General features: G+C 72.2%; 18 protein-coding genes and 1 pseudogene. 12 read left to right on the top strand and 7 right to left on the bottom strand.

What is annotated here, in order from left to right:
• Positions 1-20: 20 nt before the first annotated feature.
• Positions 21-1169 (top strand): epoxide hydrolase family protein, encoded by a 1149-nt coding sequence (locus tag ACZ50K_RS29195; RefSeq protein WP_468908357.1) that lies wholly within the window; start codon positions 21-23, stop codon positions 1167-1169.
• A 47-nt stretch (positions 1170-1216) separates the two neighbouring features.
• On the opposite strand, the gene ACZ50K_RS29190 is transcribed toward ACZ50K_RS29195, so the two are convergent.
• A complete protein-coding gene (locus ACZ50K_RS29190) occupies positions 1217-2464 on the bottom strand; it encodes a saccharopine dehydrogenase family protein (protein ID WP_468908355.1) in 1248 nt (415 codons plus the stop codon).
• 154 nt (positions 2465-2618) lie between these two features.
• Between ACZ50K_RS29190 and ACZ50K_RS29185 the strand changes: the two genes are divergently transcribed.
• Positions 2619-3419 (top strand): TetR/AcrR family transcriptional regulator, encoded by an 801-nt coding sequence (locus ACZ50K_RS29185; protein WP_468908353.1) that lies wholly within the window; start codon positions 2619-2621, stop codon positions 3417-3419.
• Here ACZ50K_RS29185 and ACZ50K_RS29180 read toward each other — a convergent pair.
• From ACZ50K_RS29180 to ACZ50K_RS29165, 4 genes are all read right to left on the bottom strand, one after another.
• The gene (locus ACZ50K_RS29180) at positions 3397-4257 is read right to left on the bottom strand and encodes an MBL fold metallo-hydrolase (RefSeq protein WP_468908351.1); all 861 of its coding nucleotides are present in this window, start codon (positions 4255-4257) and stop codon (positions 3397-3399) included. The genes ACZ50K_RS29185 and ACZ50K_RS29180 overlap by 23 nt on opposite strands.
• Complete coding sequence (rox, locus tag ACZ50K_RS29175; RefSeq protein ID WP_468908350.1) at positions 4254-5741, bottom strand: rifampin monooxygenase; 1488 nt, start codon at positions 5739-5741, stop codon at positions 4254-4256. Before rox ends, ACZ50K_RS29180 begins: the two co-directional genes overlap by 4 nt.
• Before the next feature lie 161 nt (positions 5742-5902).
• Positions 5903-6688, bottom strand: a complete 786-nt coding sequence (locus ACZ50K_RS29170; RefSeq protein WP_468908348.1) for a TSUP family transporter — start codon at positions 6686-6688, stop codon at positions 5903-5905.
• Between the two features lie 98 nt (positions 6689-6786).
• Positions 6787-6942: a hypothetical protein gene (locus tag ACZ50K_RS29165; protein ID WP_468908347.1), complete on the bottom strand. Its 156-nt coding sequence runs from the start codon at positions 6940-6942 to the stop codon at positions 6787-6789.
• A 294-nt stretch (positions 6943-7236) separates the two neighbouring features.
• Here ACZ50K_RS29165 and ACZ50K_RS29160 point away from each other — a divergent pair.
• A pseudogene (locus tag ACZ50K_RS29160) lies at positions 7237-7671 on the top strand (TOBE domain-containing protein); the annotation flags it as partial.
• A gap of 107 nt (positions 7672-7778) precedes the next feature.
• Here ACZ50K_RS29160 and ACZ50K_RS29155 read toward each other — a convergent pair.
• The gene (locus ACZ50K_RS29155) at positions 7779-9101 is read right to left on the bottom strand and encodes an ROK family protein (protein WP_468908345.1); all 1323 of its coding nucleotides are present in this window, start codon (positions 9099-9101) and stop codon (positions 7779-7781) included.
• Between the two features lie 184 nt (positions 9102-9285).
• On the opposite strand from ACZ50K_RS29155, the gene ACZ50K_RS29150 reads away from it, so the two are divergent.
• From ACZ50K_RS29150 to ACZ50K_RS29135, 4 genes are read left to right on the top strand one after another with little or no spacing between them, the layout of a single operon-like run.
• Positions 9286-10602, top strand: a complete 1317-nt coding sequence (locus tag ACZ50K_RS29150; RefSeq protein WP_468908343.1) for an ABC transporter substrate-binding protein — start codon at positions 9286-9288, stop codon at positions 10600-10602.
• 14 nt (positions 10603-10616) lie between these two features.
• Positions 10617-11612: a carbohydrate ABC transporter permease gene (locus ACZ50K_RS29145; protein WP_468908480.1), complete on the top strand. Its 996-nt coding sequence runs from the start codon at positions 10617-10619 to the stop codon at positions 11610-11612.
• A 40-nt stretch (positions 11613-11652) separates the two neighbouring features.
• Positions 11653-12492: a carbohydrate ABC transporter permease gene (locus ACZ50K_RS29140; RefSeq protein WP_468908478.1), complete on the top strand. Its 840-nt coding sequence runs from the start codon at positions 11653-11655 to the stop codon at positions 12490-12492.
• Positions 12493-12521: 29 nt separating this feature from the next.
• Positions 12522-13877 carry a GH1 family beta-glucosidase gene (locus ACZ50K_RS29135; protein WP_468908341.1) on the top strand — a complete coding sequence of 452 codons (1356 nt, stop codon included), beginning with the start codon at positions 12522-12524 and terminating at the stop codon, positions 13875-13877.
• A 12-nt stretch (positions 13878-13889) separates the two neighbouring features.
• On the opposite strand, the gene ACZ50K_RS29130 is transcribed toward ACZ50K_RS29135, so the two are convergent.
• On the bottom strand, positions 13890-14636 hold the full coding sequence (locus tag ACZ50K_RS29130) for a GntR family transcriptional regulator (RefSeq protein WP_468908340.1): 747 nt from the start codon (positions 14634-14636) through the stop codon (positions 13890-13892).
• A gap of 233 nt (positions 14637-14869) precedes the next feature.
• Here ACZ50K_RS29130 and ACZ50K_RS29125 point away from each other — a divergent pair, with 233 nt between their 5' ends.
• Genes ACZ50K_RS29125 through ACZ50K_RS29105 form a run of 5 tightly spaced genes read left to right on the top strand, consistent with a single transcriptional unit; the run spans position 14870 to position 19602 of the window.
• The gene (locus tag ACZ50K_RS29125; RefSeq protein WP_468908338.1) at positions 14870-16036 is read left to right on the top strand and encodes an ABC transporter substrate-binding protein; all 1167 of its coding nucleotides are present in this window, start codon (positions 14870-14872) and stop codon (positions 16034-16036) included.
• A complete protein-coding gene (locus ACZ50K_RS29120; RefSeq protein WP_468908337.1) occupies positions 16036-16938 on the top strand; it encodes an ABC transporter permease in 903 nt (300 codons plus the stop codon). Before ACZ50K_RS29125 ends, ACZ50K_RS29120 begins: the two co-directional genes overlap by 1 nt.
• Positions 16926-17846, top strand: a complete 921-nt coding sequence (locus tag ACZ50K_RS29115; protein ID WP_468908335.1) for an ABC transporter permease — start codon at positions 16926-16928, stop codon at positions 17844-17846. The genes ACZ50K_RS29120 and ACZ50K_RS29115 overlap by 13 nt, the downstream gene beginning before the upstream one ends.
• A 5-nt stretch (positions 17847-17851) precedes the next feature.
• A complete protein-coding gene (locus tag ACZ50K_RS29110; protein WP_468908333.1) occupies positions 17852-18952 on the top strand; it encodes an ABC transporter ATP-binding protein in 1101 nt (366 codons plus the stop codon).
• Positions 18949-19602, top strand: a complete 654-nt coding sequence (locus ACZ50K_RS29105; protein ID WP_468908331.1) for an HAD family hydrolase — start codon at positions 18949-18951, stop codon at positions 19600-19602. Before ACZ50K_RS29110 ends, ACZ50K_RS29105 begins: the two co-directional genes overlap by 4 nt.

Genomic DNA, 19602 nt, shown 5'->3' with positions numbered 1-19602 from the left:
TCGAGAATAGTGTTTCTTCCATGGACGACAACAGCAGCACCACGGACGCCCGGATCAATCCCTTCCGCATCGATGTCCCGCAGGCCGAGTTGGACGATCTTCGGGAGCGGCTGGCCCGCACCCGCTGGGGTGGCGAGATCCCCGGTACCGGCTGGAGCCGCGGGGTGCCCACCGAGTACCTCAAGGGACTGGTGGAGTACTGGGCGGACGGCTTCGACTGGCGCGCGGCGGAGGCGGAGCTCAACGAGTACCCGCAGTTCACCACCCTGATCGACGGCCAGAACATCCACTTCCTGCACCTGCGTTCGCGGGACCCGCAGGCGGTGCCCCTGCTCCTGATGCACGACTGGCCCTGTTCGTTCGTGCAGTTCGCCGAGGTCGTCCGGCCGCTGGCGGAGCACTTCCACGTGGTCGTCACCTCGACCCCCGGCACCGGTTTCTCCGGCCCGCTGGGCGAGGCGGGCTGGAACACCGGCCGGATCGCCGGCGCTTTCGTGGAGCTGATGGAGCGGCTCGGCTACGCCTCCTACGGTGTGCAGGGGACGGGCGGCGGCGCCTGGATCGCCCTGGAGATGGGCCGGCGGGCCCCGGACCGGGTCATCGGCGCCCATGTGAACGGTCTGGTCACCTTCCCCTCCGGGGACCCCGCCGAACTCGACGGGCTGACCGGGCCGGAGAAGGAGCGGCTGGCCCGGCTGGAGGAGTTCCAGCAGGACAAGATGGGGTTCGTCGCCATCCAGTCCACCCGCCCGCAGACCCTGTCCTACGGACTGCACGACTCGCCGGTCGGTCAACTCGCCTGGATCGTCGAGAAGTTCAAGGAGTGGACGGATCCGGCCTCGGAGCTCCCGGAGGACGCCGTCGGCCTGGACCGCCTGCTGACCAACGCCTCCGTGTACTGGTTCACCGGTACGGCGGGCTCCTCGGCGAACCTGTACTACGAGACGGGCCACGACCCGTCCGCCTGGGCCCCGAAGCCGCGCGGCACCGTTCCGACGGGTGTGGCGGTGGCCCTGCCCACCGACATCGCCATCCGGCGGTTCGCCGAGCGGGACCACCTCGTCACCCACTGGACCGAGCTGGAGCGGGGCGGGAACTTCCTCTCGCTGGAGCAGCCCGAGGCGTTCGTCGCCGATGTCCGTGCCTTCTTCGGATCGCTCGGCGACTGACCCCGGGCCCGGCGGCCGCCCCGGCAGCCGGGGCGGGGCGCCCGCCGTCAGGCGTCCGGTGCCGCCGCCGGGCCCTGTTCCCGCAGGCCCCACGGCGATCCGTAGGCGGTGAGGAGGTCGAGGAAGGGCTCCGGCGGGAGGGCCTCCGGGCCCAGGACCCCGGAGCCCGACCACCCGCCGGTGGCCAGGAGCTCCAGGGCCACCACCGGGTTGACGGCGGTCTGCCAGACGACGGCCTGGGAACCGTACTCGCGCATGGACCACTGGTTGTCGACCACGTGGTAGAGGTACACCTCCCGGGGCAGCCCGTCCTTGGTGCCCTTGACCCAGGTCCCGGCGCAGGTCTTGCCGGTCATCAGCGCGCCGAGGGTGGCGGGGTCGGGCAGGCAGGCGGCGACCACGTCGCGGGGCGACACCCGGACCTCGGTGCCGTCCTCGGCGCGGACCGCGACCCGGTCGGTGGAGTCCAGGCCCAGCGCGTGCAGGGTCTTCAGCTTGCCGATGAAGTCGTCGCCCAGGCCGTACTTGAAGGTGACCCGCCGGGCGTCCACCCAGCGCGGGACGAGGAGGACCTCCTCGTGCTCCACGTTCACGCACTCGACCGGGCCGATGCCCTCGGGGAAGTCGAAGACCTCCGGCTCGCTGAACGGCTCGGTGGTGAACCAGCCGCGCTCGCGCTCGTACACCACGGGCGGGTTCAGGCACTCCTCGATCGTGGTCCAGATGCTGAAGGACGGGGCGAAGTCGTACCCCTCGACCTTCAGGTCGGCGCCGTCGCGGATGCCGATCTCCTCGATCTCGTCGAAGAGCCGCTCGGCGGCGTAGCGGGCGAAGACGTCCGAGAGGCCCGGCTCCACACCCATGCCGACCAGGGCCAGCCGGCCCGACTTCTCCCACTCCTCGGCCCGCTCGAACTGCTCGTCGCCGAGCTTGACCCCGCAGTCGGAGTGCGGGCGCTCGGGATGCGGGCGGGAGAGGGACATGGCCATGTCCAGGTAGTGGCTGCCGGCCGCCAGCGCGGCGTTGAACAGGGGCATCACGAAGCGCGGGTCGGTGGCGTTCATCAGCACGTCGCAGCCGCGTTCGGTGAGCAGCCGGGTGACCGCCGCCTCGTCGGAGGCGTCTACGCGACAGGCGCTGAAGCGTTCCTCGCCGGGGCCCAGCGCCTCGACGGCGGCCCGGGCCCGGGCCGGGTCGTAGTCGGCGACGACGAAGTGGTCGAAGAAGTCCCGACGGGCGGCGATCTTGGTGATCGCGCTCCCCACACCGCCGGCACCCACGAGCAGAACACGCATGACGAGGTCCTTTCCCTGGGAGGCGTGCGCCTCCGGAACCGATGGGTCCGATGGAACCCGCGGCCCCGGGTTAAGGTCAATGGTGTTGGCATAAGAGCACCCGGGCGGCGGCGGGCCCGCCGGGCGCGGTGCAGCGGGGCGGGAGGAGCGGGCGATGGCGAAGGACGTGGTGCCGGAGGAGGCCCGCCGGCGGCGGCGGCCGACCCGGCAGGGGACGGTGCTGTCCGAGCGGCTGATCGTGGAGACGGCGCTGCGGATGGTGCGCGAGCACGGTGGGGCGGGCCTGTCGGCCCGCCGGCTGGGGGCGGCGCTGGGGGCGGACCCCAGCACCCTGTACCGCTATTTCGACGGCATGGACGGGCTCACCCTGGCCATCGGCGAGGAGCTGATCGGCCGGGCGCTGGCCGGCTGGGAGCCGAGCGGGCGGTGGCGGGAGGACCTGCGCACTCTGGGGCTGCGCATCCACGGCGCCTACCTGGCCCATCCGCAGGCGGCCCTGCTGACCGCGAGCCGGGTGAGCGGTCGGCCGCGCGAGATCGCGGCGGACGAGGCGGTCCTGGGCAGCCTGCGCGGGGCCGGGTTCCCGGACGCGGACGCGGTGCGGATCTACCACGCGTACATCGACCAGTGCCTGGCCTTCGCGGCCCTCGACGCGGGTCCGCTGGCGCTGAGCGAGCGGGCGCGCGCGGCGGACGAGGAGCGCTGGGACTCCACGTACGCGCGCCTGCCGGCCGAGGAGTTCCCGAACATCGCGGCCACCGCGGGGCTGCTGGCGGCCCGGATGCCGCACAGCGCCTATCCGGTGGCGCTGGACATGCTGCTGGACACGGCGGAGCGGCAGCTCGCCGCGCACCGGGCGGACGGGCCCGGTGGAGCGGAGCCCGGTGGGGTGGACGGGCCCGGTGGTGGGACGGGCCCGGCGGTGGGACGGGTCAGTCCCGGTAGACCAGGATGAACTCCTCCCGGGGATGGCTGCCGTGCGCGCCCGCCGTCTCGTCGAGGGCCGTGCGCAGGGCGTCCAGATGGCCGGGGGTGAGCTGGAGCGGGGGTTCGTCCGGCTGGTGGGTGGTGCCGCGCGGATAGTCCTCGCCGGCCGTGGTGGTCATCTCGATGTGGCAGCCGAGCACGTGCCGGACCGGGTGGTCGGCGCAGAACCGCCGCAGCCGGTCCACGGTGTCCGAGTAGGCGGCCCGGTCCTCGATGTAGAGGCGTCCGGGGTAGAGGGAGTCCCCGGTGAGCAGCAGCCCGGTGTGCCGGTCGTGGAAGACCAGCGCGGCCTCCTGGTGGCCGGGGCCGGGGATCAGGTCGAGGATCCGGCCGCCGAGGTCGAGTTCGGCGGTGCCGTGCGGCCAGTCCCCGAGCCCGAAGTGGCGGGTGACCGCGTCCAGGCCGGTGCCGACCACGGTGGTGTGCGGTCGGCCGGTGAACTGGCCGTCCGCGGCGGTGTGGTCGCCGTGGCCGTGGGTGTGGGCAACGAGCAGGGGGTAGTCGGGCCGGGGGTTGCGGGCCAGCCATTCGGCGATCAGGCGGTCGACGGTCTCGCGGAGCGGGAAGTGGTCGGCGTCGGCGGAGGCCCCGGTGTCCAGCAGCAGGGCGCGTTCGTTCCCGAACAGCAGGAAGAGGAACGGCGCTTCGTAGTGCACGGACTTGTTCTGGCGCAGGATGACCGTGTCCGCCGTGTAGGCGTGGCACTGGATCTCCGGGGCGGGGTCGTGCTTCGGGGAGGGCCATCCGGCGTGCCAGACGATGTCGAGACGGCCGGCCACCGGGGCGCCCTGGAGGAAGTCGATCACCCTCCCAATCTACCTCCGCCCCGGACCGGCCGGCTGGCGGGCCCGAACCAGCGGGCCAGGTGGGTGCGCAGGTCCCGCTGGTCCCCGCCCGCCCAGGCCACGTGCCCGTCGGGGCGCAGCAGCACCGCGGGGACCTCGGGCCCGTCGCCGGTGTGCGTGGCGTCCGTGGTGCTCGTGGTGTCGGCGATGTGGTCGACCCGGTCCGCCCAGCCCTCCACCGAGAGGGTGCCGGTGCGGTCGAGGAGCAGCCCCCGGCCCTCGTGCATCAGCTCGTAGAGGCGGCCGCCCCGGGCGAGCTCCAGGTCCCGCATCCGCCGGCCGACCAGAGGGTGGTCCTCGCCGAGGTCGTAGCGGACGTCGACGGCGGTGATGATGCCGGTCACGTATCGGTTGACCTCCTCGAAGTCCATCAGCCGGGAGAACAGTTCGCGCAGCGCGACCGCGCCGGGGTCGGCGCCCAGCAGGGTCATCTGGGCGCGGGTGTTGGCGAGCACGGCGGCGCCCACCGGGTGCCGTTCGGCGTGGTAGGTGTCCAACAGGCCTTCCGGAGCCCAGCCGTTGATCTCGGCAGCCAGTTTCCAGCCGAGGTTGAAGACGTCCTGCACGCCGAGGTTGAGCCCCTGTCCGCCGGTCGGCGGGTGGATGTGTGCGGCGTCCCCGGCGAGCAGCACCCGGCCGACCCGGTAGCGCTCGGCCTGGCGGGTGGCGTCGCCGAACCGGGAGAGCCAGCGCGGTGCGCGCACGCCGAAGTCGGTTCCGGCGAAGGCGCGCAGCCGGTCCTTGAACTCGTCCAGGGTCGGGGCGGTCGTACGGTCCTCGGCCACCCCGTCGGCGGGCACGACGACCCGGTACGTCCCGTCCCCGAGCGGGGCGAGCCCGAACCGCAGCTCGGTCTTGTGGACCTCCGCGACCACGGCGGCGATCGTGTCCGGGTCCTCGGCGGCCTCCATCACCCCGAGCAGGGTCTCCACCCGGGCGGGTTCGCCGGGGAAGGCGACGCCGAGCAGCTTGCGTACGGTGCTGCGGCCGCCGTCGCAGCCGACGAGGTAGCGGGAGCGCAGCCGGGTGCCGTCGGCGAGGGATACGGTCACCCCGTCCGGGTCCTGGTCGAGTCCGACGACCTCGTGGCCGCGGCGGATCTCGGCGCCCAGCTCCAGGGCACGCTCCTCGAACAGCCGCTCGGTGACCGGCTGGGGGGCGGCGATGCCGTAGGGGTGGGCGGTGTCCAGGGTCTCCGGCCAGGGCTTGACGATCCCGCCGAAGAGTCCGCCGGCCCGGAAGGTGTCGCTGACGGCGAGGAACCGGTCCTGGAGTCCGCGCTGGTCCATGATCTCGACGCTGCGCGCGTGCAGTCCCTGTCCGCGGGACTCCAGGGTCGGTTCGGTCAGCTTCTCCAGTACGGCCACCCGCACGCCGGCCAGCCGGAGCTCGCCGGCCAGCATCAGTCCGGCCGGTCCGCCACCGACGATGATCACGTCCAACAAGTCGAGCCTCGTTTCCGCAGGTCCTGGGTTCGATCGCCGATTCTGCGGGATCCGGGGGGGCCTTGCCGCAAGCCCCCCTGCGCGCTATAACTTGAGAGTGGCGAGGAGCGCGTGAAGCTCCTCGTCCTTCGTTTTTCCCCGCTGTTTCGCGCGCACCGCGCTCAGGTCAGGGCCTGGACGGCGTAGAGGGTGCCCAGCGCGGTGGCGAGGCTTCCCAGGAGCAGCCGGAGCGCGGTCTCGGGCAGCCGGGGCTGCCATCGGGCCCCGAGGTAGCCGCCGAGGAGACCGCCGGCCCCGCAGGCCAGGCCGAGACCCCAGTGGGGGGCCGCGTCGGTGCCGCCGGCGAGGGACAGCAGGGCGAAGGCGGTGGCGCCCACCACGGAGGTGGCGAACGTGGCGGCGAGGGCGGCCGGGGCGACCCGGGAGACCGGTACGCCCCGGCCCACCAGGATCGGGCCGAGCAGGGAGCCGCCGCCGATGCCGTAGATCCCGCCGACCGTCCCGACCGCGAGCGCGAGGGCGGTGAGGGCGCGCGGGGAGGGTTCGGCGGCCGTCCGCTCGGGCGCCGGGCGCAGGGTGCGGGCGCAGAGCCACAGACCGAGCGGGAGCAGGAGCGCGGCGATCAGGAGCCGGAAGACGGCGGGTCCGGGCAGGGCGAAGACGCGTACGGCCGCACCGAGGACCACTCCGGGGAGGGTGCCCGCGACCAGTCGGCGGGTGAGCGGTCCGCGCAGGGCGCCGGTCCGGGCGTGCCGCCACAGGGCTCCGGGCCCGGCCACCACGTTGTAGAGCAGGTTGGTCGGGGTGACCGCGGGGTTCGGCACGGCGAACACGCTGAGCTGGACGGGCAGCAGGAACACCGCTCCGGACACTCCGACCGGAGCGGTGACGACCGAGATCAGCAGACCGGCCAGCAGTCCCGCCACCGGCAGCCATCCATCGGCCACGGACCCTCCCCACCCGAGATCATCGGACCAGTATGGGCTGGTCGGGGGTGGGAAGGGCGATCCGTCACACGGTGTTCACGAACGCCTCGGCCGGTTCCTCAGATCAGGTCGCGCAGCCAGTCGAAGAGCTGGTGGACCAGTACCGCGAGCAGGACCAGTACCCCGATGATCACCGCGGTCACCCAGGAGCAGCTGCCGCCGGGTCCCGCCGATTCCCCGTCGCGACCGCCGAGCTCCGCGTCGAACAGGTCCATGCCGTACTCCTCTCCCCCGTCGGAACCCCCCGGCCCCGTCGTCCGGGGAGTACCTTCGCACGTCCGGGAGGCGGGCGGATGAGCTCTCCTACTCAGACGGGGTCCCGGAGGACCGCTCATCCGGTGGTCGAGTTCCGGCCATCTGACCACCTCCCCCCAGCACCTCCCTCACCGTCGAGCCCGGTGAGTTCCTGGTGCTGCTGGGGCCCTCGGGCCCTCGGGCCCTCGGGAACCATTCGGCCCAGGTGGAGGCGACGGCACGGCTGCTCGCCATCGAGGATCTGCTGGACCGCCGTGCAGGCCGTGGTGCACGCGCCGCTGGGCGCGGGGATGACCGTCGATCTGGGCCGCCAGCGGCTTCCGCTGCCCGAACCCCTCATCACCGAGCACCAGTTGCCGAGGATCCAGCAGGGCCGTCAGGTGATCGTCGGGCTGCGGTCGGAGGCCGCCCGGATCGGCCGGCCGAGCGGGGCGCGGCCGGGCGAGGTGGCGATGACCTGCATCGTGGAGCACGTGGAGTACCAGGGGCACGAGGCCCTGGTGCACGTGGACACCGGGTCGCGGCCGGCCGTGGTGGGGGATCTGGAGGCGGCCCGGCGCCCGGCCGCCCCGGGGCGCCGCCGCCGGCCGCGCCGCCGGAGCGGACTGGACCGGCTCCGGGCCCGGGCGACCGGACGGTCCCCGGCTCCGGCCCCCGCCCCGGCCCCGCTCGCGGTGATGGACCCGCCTCCGGCCGGGTACGAGGCCCTGGGCGAGGGCCCGGGGCACGCCCGCCGCGCACCCCCGCACGGGCCGCCGCGCGGGAACGCGCCCCGGCCGCCCCGCCGCCCGGCGGGTCACTGCGCGGCGCGTTCCCGCAGGGCGGTGTGCCAGGCCGGGCGCGGTTCCTCCGATCCGGGTTCGGTCCGGCCGCCGCCCCGGGCGAAGAAGTCGGCGAGCGGCAGGATGCCGGCGCCGACGGTGACGGCGTCCGGCCCGAAGGTGCCGAACTCCACGCGGACGTGGGCGGCCGGGTAGGTCAGGGCGTAGGAGGTGGCGTAGGTCCGGACGGAGTCCAGGAAGCGGGGGCCGAGCTGGAGTCCGGCCCAGCCGCCGACCAGGATGCGTTCGGGCTGGAAGAGGTTGATCAGGTCGGCGAAGCCCGCGCCGAGGTATTCGGCGGTCTCCTCCAGGACGGCGAGGGCGGTGGTGTCCGGGCCGGGCGTGGTGCCGTCGGGGCCGGGGGCGGGGTAGGCGGCGGCGAGCATCGCGGTGAGCGCGGTCTCCTCGTCGGTGCCGGCCGGGGGGCGGCCGCCGGCCTCGGCCCAGCGCTCCAGGAGGGCCTCGGCGCCCGCGTAGGCCTCCAGGCAGCCCTGGGCGCCGCAGCGGCAGCGGCGCCCCCGGACGCGTACGGTCAGGTGGCCCCATTCCACGGCCCGGCCGGTGCGCATGTCGTCGGTGACCACGCAGGCGCCGACTCCGGAGCCGAAGAGCACCACCACGGCGTTGTTCGCGCCGCGGCCGGCGCCGAACCACATCTCGGCCTGGCCGAGGGTCTTGGCGCCGTTGTCGATGTAGTACGGGACGGTGTCGGGGAGCAGTCGGGACTCGCGGAGCATGCGTTCCAGCGGGACGGCGTTCCAGCCGATGGTCTGGCCGTGGACGACGGCGCCGTCCTCGGGGGTCCGGGCGACGATGCCGGGGACGCCGATGCCGACGCCGAGCAGCCGGTCCTGGGGGATTCCGGAGCTCTCGACGACCTCGGTGATGCCCTCGCGGAGGTGGGCGACGACCACGCCCACCTCGTAGCGGTCGATGCGGCGGGGGCCGCCGGGCTCCAGGGGCCTTTCCACCCGGGCGAGTTCGGTGAGGGCCAGGTCGAAGAGCTCGATCCGGATCCGGGTCTCCCCCACGTCGACGCCGATCATGTAGCCGCTGTCGGGGCTGACGCGGAGCAGGGTCCGCGGGCGCCCACCCGCGGAGTCGATGCTTCCGGCTTCCTCGACCAGTCCTTCGGCGACCAGTTCGGACACCACGTTGCTGACGGATCCGGAGCTGAGGCCGGTGGCCGGACCGAGTTCGAAGCGGCTCAGCGGGCCGTCGAAATACAACCGTTTCAAAACCGCGGTCCGGTTCTCCCGCCGCAGGTCACGCACCGTTCGCCCGCTACGTACGCGCACTTTGTCCCCTGTCCTCGAAGTCGCTACCCGCAACATACCCGCGTGAACGCTCTTGACGAGCCCTTCACTTGAGGTTTAACTCACATCCTAAATTAAGCCGTGGGGTTTTCGGGACGGACCGCGGAACTCCGTCCCCCGAACCCACCGCCGGCTTCCGCTTCCTTCCGGAAAGGCCCCTGGAGCCATGCGCAGAATCAGAGCCGCCGCCGCCGGCGCCGTCACCCTCTCCCTCGTCCTCGCGGCGACCGCCTGCGGGGGCGGCTCGGACAACGGGTCCGGCTCCAACGAGCAGCCCAGGACGCTCACCTACTGGGCCTCCAACCAGGGCGCCAGCCTGGAGGTCGACAAGCAGGTCCTCCAGCCGGAGCTCGACAAGTTCGAGAAGCAGACCGGCATCAAGGTGAAGCTGGAGGTGGTGCCGTGGGGCGACCTCCTCAACCGGATCCTCACCGCCACCACCTCGGGCCAGGGCCCCGACATCCTGAACATCGGCAACACCTGGAGCGCCTCGCTCCAGGCCAGCGGGGCGCTGCTGCCCTGGAACGACGCCAACTTCCAGAAGATCGGCGGCAAGGACCGGTTCGTGGAGTCGGCGCTGGGCTCCACCGGGGTCCAGGGCCAGGACCCGGCGGCCGTCCCGCTCTACTCGATGGCCTACGCCCTCTACTACAACAAGAAGATGTTCGCCGAGGCCGGCATCACCAAGCCGCCGGCCACCTGGGACGAACTGGCCTCGGTCGGCAAGAAGCTCACCAAGGACGGCAAGGCCGCGCTGGGCGTGGAGGGCTCCAACCTCTCCAACAACATCCACCAGGTGTTCGTCCTCGGCAAGCAGCACGGCGCGGACTTCTTCACCGCCGACGGCAAAGCCGACTTCACCTCCGACGGCGCGGTCAAGGCCGTCAAGCAGTACGTGGACCTGATGGCCGAGCACCAGATCGTCGCCAAGGGCAACGCCGAGTACGCCCAGAACCAGTCGCTGAGCGACTTCGCCAACGACAAGACCGCGATGGTGCTGTGGCAGACCGCCTCGGCCACCTTCGCCGCGCAGGGCATGAAGGAGGACGAGTGGGGGGTCGCCCCCGCCCCCGTGCAGTCCGGCGCCCCCGGCACCGGCCAGGCCACCAACTCCATGGTCGCCGGCATCAACATGGCCGTCTTCAAGAACACCAAGAACATCGACGGCGCCCTGAAGTTCGTCGAGTTCATGACCGGTGACGAGGAGCAGAAGGTCCTCAACAAGGCCTACGGATCGATCCCGCCGGTCAAGTCCGCCCAGACGGACCCCGCGTTCAACACCCCCGCGCTGACCGTGCTCCGCGACACCCTCTCCACCAGTGCCGCCGCCCTCCCGCAGGTGCCGGAGGAGTCCCAGTTCGAGACGGTGGTCGGCACCGCGGTCAAGGAGCTGTTCGCCGACGCCGCGGCCGGCCGCCAGGTCACGGTGGAGTCCGTGAAGGCCAAGCTTGAGAAGGCCCAGCAGCAGATGCCCAAGAAGTGAGCACGGACACCGAGATGACCATCACCGCCTCCCCCGGCACGGGCAAGCGGACGATGCGGAAGAACCAGCCCGGAGCGGCGCCCCGCGCCCGCCGCTCCGGGCGGTTCCGCCGGATCTCCCTGCCCTATCTGCTGCTGCTCCCCGCGCTCGTCCTGGAACTCCTGGTCCATCTGGTGCCGATGGTCATCGGCATCGTGGTCAGCTTCAAGGAACTGACCCAGTTCTACATCCGGGACTGGGGCACCGCCCCCTGGGCCGGCCTGGACAACTACGCCCTGACCGTCGACTTCGACGCCCCGGTGGGCGAGGCGCTGCTGAGCTCCTTCGTCACCACCTGCCTGTTCACCGTGCTGTCGGTGGGCCTGTGCTGGCTGCTCGGCACCGCCGCCGCCATCTTCATGCAGGAGACCTTCCGCGGCCGCGGCTTCCTGCGCACCGTCTTCCTGATCCCCTACGCCCTGCCGGTCTACGCCGCCGTCATCACCTGGGCGTTCATGTTCCAGCGCGACAACGGCCTGGTGAACCACGTCATCCACGACCAGCTCGGCCTCACCGACAGCCCGCCGTTCTGGCTGATCGGCGAGAACAGCTTCTTCACCCTGCTGATCGTCTCGGTGTGGAAGGGCTGGCCCTTCGCCTTCCTGATCATGATGGCGGGGCTGCAGAACATCCCCCGCGAGGTCTACGAGGCGGCCGCCCTCGACGGCGCCGGGGTCTGGCAGCAGATCCGCCGGATCACCCTGCCCTCGCTGCGCCCGGTGAACCAGGTGCTGGTGCTGGTGCTGTTCCTGTGGACCTTCAACGACTTCAACACCCCCTTCGTGCTCTTCGGGAAAGCCGCCCCGGAGGCCGCCGACCTGATCTCCATCCACATCTACCAGTCCTCGTTCCAGACCTGGAACTTCGGCACCGGTTCGGCGATGTCCGTCCTGCTCCTCCTGTTCCTCCTCGTCGTGACCGGTGTCTACCTCGCCCTCACCTCGCGGGGAAGGAAGGCCTCCGATGTCTGAGCGCTCCACCCCCACCCGGCGGGCGCAACCGCGTTCCCCGCTGGCCCCGCCCCGGTCCTTCCTCTGGAGCAGGCGGGTCTTCCTGACCCTGCTCACCGGTTTCGTGCTGCTGCCGGTGTACGTGATGGTCTCCAGCTCGCTCAAGCCGCTCCAGGACGTCTCGGGGAAGTTCCAGTGGATCCCCTCGGGCCTGACCGTCGAGCCCTACTTCGACATCTGGAAGACCGTCCCGCTCGCCGACTACTTCATGAACTCCCTCGTCGTGGCCGGGGCCGCCACCGTCTGCTCGGTGGTCATCGCCGTGTTCGCCGCCTACGCGGTCAGCCGGTACTCCTTCCGCGGCAAGCGGGTCTTCACCGTCACCGTGCTGTCCACCCAGATGTTCCCCGGCATCCTGTTCCTGCTGCCGCTGTTCCTGATCTACGTCAACATCGGCAACGCCACCGGGATCGCGCTCTTCGGCTCGCGCGGCGGACTGATCCTCACCTATCTGACGTTCTCGCTGCCGTTCTCCATCTGGATGCTGATCGGGTACTTCGACTCGGTGCCCAGGGACCTCGACGAGGCCGCCAAGGTCGACGGCTGCGGCCCGCTCGGCGCCCTGTTCCGGGTGATCGTGCCCGCCGCCATCCCCGGCATCGTCGCCGTCGCCGTCTACGCCTTCATGACCGCCTGGGGCGAGGTGCTGTTCGCCTCGGTGATGACCAACGACGAGACCCGCACCCTCGCCGTCGGCCTCCAGGGCTACTCCACGCAGAACGACGTCTACTGGAACCAGGTGATGGCCGCCTCGCTCGTCGTCAGCGTGCCCGTGGTCGCCGGCTTCCTCCTCCTCCAGCGCTACCTGGTCACCGGGCTGACCGCCGGCGCGGTCAAGTGACCCCCATCCCGCACCCCGAGAGGTTTCCCGTGTCCGATCCGATTGATCTCGAGGCCTTCCCGCGCGACTTCGCCTGGGGCACGGCCACGTCCGCGTACCAGATCGAGGGCGCCGCCAAGGAGGACGGCCGCGGCCCCTCCATCTGGGACACCTTCTCCCACACCCCCGGCAAGGTCGCAGGCGGCGACCACGGGGACGAGGCCTGCGACCACTACCACCGCTGGCCCGAGGACATCGCCCTGATGAAGCGCCTCGGCACCGACGCCTACCGGATGTCCGTCGCCTGGCCCCGGATCGTCCCCGACGGCGACGGACCGGTCAACGCCCGCGGCCTGGACTTCTACGACCGGCTCGTCGACGGCCTCCTCGACGCCGGGATCACCCCCTCGGTCACCCTCTACCACTGGGACCTCCCCCAGGCGCTCCAGGACCGCGGCGGCTGGACCGTCCGCGAGACCGCCGAACACCTCGCCCGCTACGCCTCGGTGGTCACCGAACGGCTCGGCGACCGGGTCACCCGCTGGGCCACCCTCAACGAACCCCTCTGCTCCGCCTGGATCGGCCATCTGGAGGGCCGGATGGCCCCCGGCCTGACCGACCTCACGGCCGCCGTCCGCGCCTCCTACCACCTGCTGCTCGCCCACGGACTGGCCACCGCGGCCGTCCGCGCCGCCGCACCCGGCGCCCGGATCGGCCTGGTCACCAACCACAGCACCGTGGTCCCGGCCTCAGACCGCCCCGAGGACATCGCCGCCGCCGTCCGGATGGACGGCCACACCAACCGCTGGTGGCTGGACCCCGTCTACGGCCGCGGCTTCCCCGCCGACATGCGCGAGCTGTACGGGGTGGAGCTCCCCGAGCACCCCGGCGACCTCGCCACCATCGCCGCGCCCCTGGACTGGCACGGGCTGAACTACTACTTCCCCGCCACCGTCGCCGACGACCCCGCCGGCCCCGTGCCGTACGCCCGTGAGCTCCGCCTCCCGGACGTGCCCCGGACCGGGCTGGACTGGCAGATCGACCCCGCCGGCATCGAGCACCTGCTGCTGCGCCTCACCCACGACTACCAGGTGCGGGAGCTCTACGTCACCGAGAACGGCTCCGCGTTCCCCGACGCCCCCGGCCCCGACGGCTCCTTCGAGGACCCCGAGCGGACCGCCTATCTGGAGCAGCACCTGGCGGCCTGCGCCCGCGCCGTCCGCCAGGGCGCCCCGCTCGCCGGATACTACGCATGGTCGCTGCTGGACAACTTCGAATGGGCCTACGGCTACGACAAGCGCTTCGGCCTCGTCCACGTCGACTACCCGACCCAGCGGCGCACCGTCAAGCGCAGCGGCCACCGCTACGCCGAGATCATCCGCGCCCACCGGGAGCTGCGTCCGTAGGAGTATTCGGGCTCAGCGGTCCCCGGCCCGCCGCTCCAAGGGGGCCGCTACTGCCGAGTTGCTCACACTGAAGGTGACGGTGCCGGCCCGGTAGCGGTCGTCCGACCACTCGATCGGGCGGCCCGTCCGGGTCGCGGAGACATGCCGCTGGCGCAAAAGCGGGGTACCGCGCCGGATTTCGAGCAGTCGGGCGTCCTCGCTGCCGGCCGAGAGCGCGTCGATGAGGTGCTCCCCGTAGTGGGCGACGATCCCGGAGTCCTCGGCCAGCCCGTCCATCACCGAACGGCAGTCCCCCGCCATCGCCTCCACCGCCTCCGCGACCCAGTCGGCGTAGGCCGTCCGCTCGACCATCGTGGGTTCCCCGTCGAGCAGCCGCAGCCGGAGCGCGGCCAGGATCTCGGTGCCCGGGGGCAGCGCGAGCCGTTCCGCCTCCTCGGCCGTGGCCGGGCGTCGGGTCCTGGACAGGAACCGGCTGGTGGCCCGGTGGCCGATGTTCTCCGCCCACTGGGCGAAGCTGTTGAGCTCACCGAAGCTGTGCTTGCGCTCGTGCCGCAGGACGATCCGGCGCGCGCCCTGCCGGGAGCCGATCAGCCCTTCGGCGGCGAGCGTCGCCACGGCCTGGCGGACGGTGCCGCGGGAGGCCGACCAGCGCGCGGCCAGATCGCTCTCGGAGGGCAGTTGGGCGCCCACCGGGTACTCACCGGAGAGGATCGACCGGCGCAGCGCGTCCGCGATCTCCAGATACCTCACCGTTGCCATGCCCATGCTGTTCGATTCCCCTCACTGTCGGTTGATCATCATCGCCGGATGGGGTCACGACGTCATCCGGCCATTTCCGTTCTTCCTCAAGACGTGCACCGGCGGACAGGATCCGTTCACCGGCCGTACAGGGGCCACGGGCGAACTGGGGTCAACTTGTTCAGACAAGTAAACCCAGTAGTCCCCCTTGTGCCCCTGGTACCCCTCGAAGGTGCCTGTCTCCGGGAGAGACCGTGCTCAGTACCTCCGCCCGCCGCGGTGCGGCCGTCCTGCTCAGTGCCGCCGTCCTCACCACGCTCAGCGCGTGCGGCGCCGCACCCGAAAAGGACGCCGGCACCACGGCCGACGGCAAGGCCAGGACCGCCCCCGGCGCCGCCACCTCGGTCGCCGACTTCGGCGGCATGGCGGGCCTCGTCGCGGCCGCCGAGAAGGAGGGGCAGCTGAACGTCATCGCGCTGCCCGCCGACTGGGCCAACTACGGCGAGATCCAGAAGGCCTTCCAGGCCAAGTACCCCAAGATCAAGATCAACGCGGAGAACCCGGACGCCTCCAGCGCCGACGAGATCGCCGCCGTCAAGTCCCGCAAGGGCCAGGACCGCGCCCCCGACGTACTGGACCTCGGCATCGCCTTCGCCCGCAGCGGCGCGGCCGAGAACCTCTTCGCCCCGTACAAGGTCACCGCCTGGGACAAGATCCCGGACGCCCAGAAGGACGCGGACGGCCGCTGGTACAACGACTACGGCGGCTACGTCTCCATCGGCTGCGACGCCGCCCGCATCCCCAACTGCCCCACCACCTTCGCCGACCTGGCCAAGCCCGAGTACAAGGGCAAGGTGGCGCTCAACGGCAACCCGACCAAGTCCGGCTCCGCCTTCGGCGGCGTCTACGCGGCCGCCCTCGCCAACAAGGGCTCCTTCGGAGACATCCAGCCCGGCATCGACTTCTTCGGAAAGCTGAAGAAGAGCGGCAACTTCATCCCCGTCGAGTCCACCCCGGCCACCGTGGAGAAGGGCGAGACCCCCATCTCCATCGACTGGGACTACCTGAACGCCGGCTACGCCGACCAGTTCAAGGGCAAGGGCGTCGACTGGAAGGTCGCCATCCCCACCGACGGCGTCTACGCCCAGTTCTACTCCCAGGCCATCAACAAGGACGCCCCGCACCCCGCGGCCTCCCGCCTGTGGATGGAGTTCCTCTACAGCACCGAGGGCCAGAACCTGTGGCTGAAGGGCTACGCCCGCCCCGTACTCCTCCCCGTCATGACCCAGGACGGCACCGCCGACAAGGCGGCGGTCGCCAAGCTCCCGCAGGTCCAGGGTACCCCCGCCTTCCCCGCCTCCCCCGAGCTGGACAAGGCCAAGGCCACCCTCGCCGAGAAGTGGGACAAGGCCCTCAGCTGATGTCCGCCACCCCCACCCCCCACTCGACGGGGACCGCCGGCGGCACCGTCCGCCGCCGGCGGCGCGGCCCCCGCACCTGGCTGGCCGCCCTCCCCCTGCTCGCCTTCACCGGCCTCTGCTTCGGCATCCCGCTGGGTGCCATCGCATTCGGCGCGGTCACCCGCACCGATCCGGCGAGCGGCGCCTCCCGGCTCACCGGCGAGCACCTCGCACGCTCCCTCCAAGGGCCCTACCTCGGCTCGCTGGTCGGCAGCGTCCAGCTCTCCGCCCTCACCGCACTCGTCGGCGGACTGCTCGGCGTGCTGATCGCCCAGGCCGTGGTCACCTCCCGCTCGGGGGCCCTGCGCAACGCCGCACTGACCGCCTCCGGCGTCCTCGCCAACTTCGGCGGGGTCCCCCTCGCCTTCGCCTTCATCGCCACCCTCGGCATCTCCGGAGTGGTCACCCAGCTCGCCGACCTCACCGGTCTCGGCTGGAACCTCTACTCCTTCACCGGCCTCACCGTGGTCTACCTCTACTTCCTGATCCCCCTGATGGTCCTGGTCACCGTCCCCGCCCTGGACGGGCTGCGCCCGCAGTGGCGCGAGGCCGCGCAGAACAACGGCGCCGGCGCCGTGCAGTTCTGGCGCCATGTCGGCCTGCCGGTCCTCGCACCCTCCCTGCTCGGCGGGTTCGTCCTGCTCTTCGGCACCGCCTTCGCCGCGCACGCCACCGCCGCGGCCCTGGTCGGCGGCTCCGTCCCGCTGGTCACCCTGAAGATCGCGGACGCGCTGTCCGGCAACGTGCTCACCGGACAGGAGAACGTGGCCCTGGCCCTCGGCCTCGACATGATCGTGATCGCCGGCCTGGTCATGGCGGTCTACCTGCCCCTCCAGCGACGGAGCGCCCGATGGCTGCGATGACCCCGACCACCGCACCGCCCCGGCCGGCCCCCGCCTCCCCCGGGGTCCGCGTCCGCCTCCGTTCCCGCCCCCGCCCGCGGATCTGGCGCGGAGCCGTCCTCGGCCTCGCGGGCGCCTACTTCCTCCTCCCGCTGGTCGCCTCCTTCGTGTTCACCGTGCACGTGCCCGGCCAGGGGATCGACTTCGCGGCGTACACCCAGCTGCTGTCCGCCGACGGGTTCACCGAGAGCCTGCTGCTGTCGCTGGGCCTCGCCGCCGCCACCATCCTGCTGTCGCTGCTGCTGGCGGTGCCCGCCCTGGTCGCCGTACGCGTCGGATCCGCGCGACTGCGCCCGGTGGTCGAGGTGATGTGCATGCTGCCGCTGGTGGTGCCGCCGATCGCCCTGGTCACCGGTATCACCACGGTGCTGCGCTGGGGCCCGGAGCACCTCTCCAGGACCCCGCTCTACCAGACCTTCCTCGCCGTCCAGAACCCGGACTTCCCCGTGGTCCTGGTCCTCGCGTACACGGTCCTGGCCCTGCCGTTCGTCTACCGCTCGCTCGACGCGGGACTGCGCGCCGTGGACGTGCCCACCCTCGTCGAGGCCGCCCGCAGCTGCGGTGCGAGCTGGCCGTACGTGGTGCTGCGCGTGCTGCTGCCCAACCTGCGGGCCGCCCTCGCCGGAGCCGCCTTCCTCACCCTGGCCCTGGTCCTCGGCGAGTTCACCATCGCCTCGCTGCTCGGCTTCCAGCCCTTCGCCGTGTGGATCGTGTCCATCTCCGGCTCCCAGGCCCGGATGTCGGTGGCCGTCTCCGTGCTCAGCCTGGTCATCACCTGGTTGCTGCTGCTCCTCCTCTCCCGGGCCGGAACCGCCTCCGCCACCACGCCCGGCGCCTCCCGTACCCCCACCTCCGCCAAGGAGTCCTGACCGGTATGTCCCTGACCCTTCCCGAGGCCGGCAGGTCCTCGGAGACCGGATCGGCCCCCGCCGGGGCCCGTGTCGAGTTCCGCGGCCTGCGGCGCGCCTTCGGCTCCACCGTCGCCCTCGACGGCCTCGACCTCACCATCGAGCCCGGCGAACTCGTCGCCCTGCTCGGCCCGTCCGGCTGCGGAAAGACCACCGCCCTGCGCGTGGTCGCCGGATTCGAGCAGCCCGACTCGGGTGAAGTCCTGCTGGACGGGGCCGACATCACCCGCGTTCCGGCCAACCGCCGGGACGCCGGAATGGTGTTCCAGTCCTACAGCCTCTTCCCGAACCTCAGCGCCCGCGACAACGTCGCCTTCGGCCTGCGCGTCCGCAAGGTCGGCGCCGCCGAGCGCCGCGAACGGGCCGCCGAACTCCTCGACCTGATCGGCCTGCCCGACCACGGCGACCGCTATCCGCACCAGATGTCGGGCGGCCAGCAGCAGCGCGTCGCGCTCGCCCGCGCCCTCGCCCTGCGCCCCCGCGTCCTGCTGCTGGACGAACCGCTGTCCGCACTGGACGCCAAGGTGCGCACCAGTCTGCGCGAGGAGATCCGCCGCCTCCAGCTCTCCCTCGGCATCACCACCGTGTTCGTCACCCACGACCAGGAGGAGGCCCTGTCCATGGCCGACCGGGTCGCCGTGCTCAACGCGGGCCGGCTGGAGCAGTGCGCGGCCCCGGCCGAGCTGTACGAACGCCCCGCCACCCCCTTCGTCGCCGAGTTCGTCGGCACCATGAACCGGCTCCCGGGACGGCTGACCGGCTCCGGGACCGTGGAGGCGGCCGGCTCCCGGCTCCCCGTGGACGGCCCGGTGCCCCCGGTCGCCGAGGTGGAGGTGCTGGTGCGGCCCGAGAACATCACGGTGGCCGCGGACCCGGAGGGGACCGCGACCGTCACCTCCGCCTCCTTCTTCGGCTCGGTGACCCGGCTCCACCTGGACCTGCCCGACGGCACCCGGGTCAAGGCCGACCTGCCCTCCCGCGAGGCCGGCGACCTGGTGCCGGGCGCGCGGGCGACCGTGGGCCTGGCCGAACGCCCGGTCCTCGTGGTGGCCGGGAGCGGCTCTTGAGCGGGCTGGCCGCCGTCCTCTTCGACATGGACGGCACCCTCGTCGACACCGAGGTGCTGTGGTGGGAGACCACCGAGGAGGTCGCGGCGGGCCTCGGATACGCCCTGACCCCGGCGGACGCCCCCGAGGTGGTCGGCCGGGCCGTGGAGGACACCGCCGCGCACCTGGTGCGCGCCGCCGGGACCGGCGACACGGCCGAGCTGGCCCGGACACTGACCGCCGGCTTCTTCCGCCGGGTGGCGGCGGGCGCGCCGATGCGCCCGGGCGCGGGCCGGCTGCTCGCCGAACTGGAGGCCGAGGGGCTGCCGTTCGCGCTGGTCAGCGCCTCGCCGCGGGTGATCGTGGACTCGGTGGTGGCGGGCTCGATGGCACACGTCCCGTTCGCCTTCACGCTGTCCGCGGACGATACGGAGCTGACGAAGCCGCACCCGGACCCCTACCGGGTGGCCGCCGAGCGGCTGGGCGTGGCGCCCGGGGCCTGTGTGGCGGTGGAGGACTCCCCGGACGGTGCGGCCTCGGCGGAGGCCGCGGGCTGCGGGCTGCTCGTGGTCCCGTCGCTGCTGCCGGTGCCGCCGTCCCCGGTACGGGTCTTCGCCGACTCGCTGACCGGGGTCACCCCGGCCACACTGCGGTCCTGCCTGGCCCGTTAG

The organism is Streptomyces sp. NPDC033845 (assembly GCF_055576225.1).
The sequence above is the reverse complement of the archived record's forward strand: the minus strand, read 5'-3'. Positions and strand labels throughout refer to the sequence as shown.